The following is an 841-nucleotide window of genomic DNA, read 5'->3' on the forward strand; positions in this document are numbered from 1 at the left end:
GGCGGGGCCGGTCGGAGTTGTACGACGGACGGTCGCCGTCACGGCGGGGCCGGTCGGAGTTGTACGACGGACGATCCCCGTCACGGCGAGGCCGGTCCGAGTTGTGGGACGGACGGTCCCCGTCGCGGCGAGGCCGGTCGGAGTTGTAGGGACGGTCGCCGTCACGGCGGGGCCGGTCCGAGTTGGACGACGGACGATCACCGCGCGGTCCCCCGGTACGCGGCGGACGGCCGGCGTCGTCGCGGTCCCCACGCCAAGCCGGACGGTCAGCACGCTGTCCGCCGTCACGGAAGCCACGACCAGGGGCGCTGTCACGGGCCGGTCGGTCGCTGCGGAACGGACGATCGCCATCGCGCTGCGGACGATCACGGCGTTCGCCTTCGCGACGCTCGAACTCACGCGGCCCGGAGGACCACCCCTCACGCCCGCCGGACTGACCACCGCGGGGAGCTCCGTCTCGACGCGGACGTCCACCGCGCTCATCGTCGCGGTCGTTCCGTCGTTCGTCGTCGTTCGCCACCGTTGCTCCTCATCGCGTGCCGGAGCTCTCGCGCCGGCTGTCGTCCGCTGTGTCGTTGTGTGTGTGAGCGCCGTCCGTGGCGCGATGCCGTCCCAGTCCATCACGGACCGGGCCCGACGTCGAGGCCTTCGAACGACCGCAGAAACAGAAATGGCCACCGGCCTTCCACGAGAACGAGGGTCTCCCCTGCGAGTTCTCGATGGAGGGCCGATGGCCACATCTTCTTACGTTGAGTCCGGCGGCGTCCTACTCTCCCACAAGGTCCCCCTTGCAGTACCATCGGCGCTGAGAGGCTTAGCTTCCGGGTTCGGAATGTGACCG

The 841-nt window shown here is 70.2% G+C and carries 1 rRNA gene; it reads right to left on the reverse strand.

Annotated elements, in window-relative coordinates:
- Positions 1-753 precede the first annotated feature (753 nt).
- Positions 754-841, reverse strand: a 5S ribosomal RNA gene (gene rrf, locus EDF55_RS16230); the annotation flags it as partial.

The organism is Curtobacterium sp. ZW137 (assembly GCF_003762905.1).
Lineage (GTDB): Bacteria > Actinomycetota > Actinomycetes > Actinomycetales > Microbacteriaceae > Curtobacterium.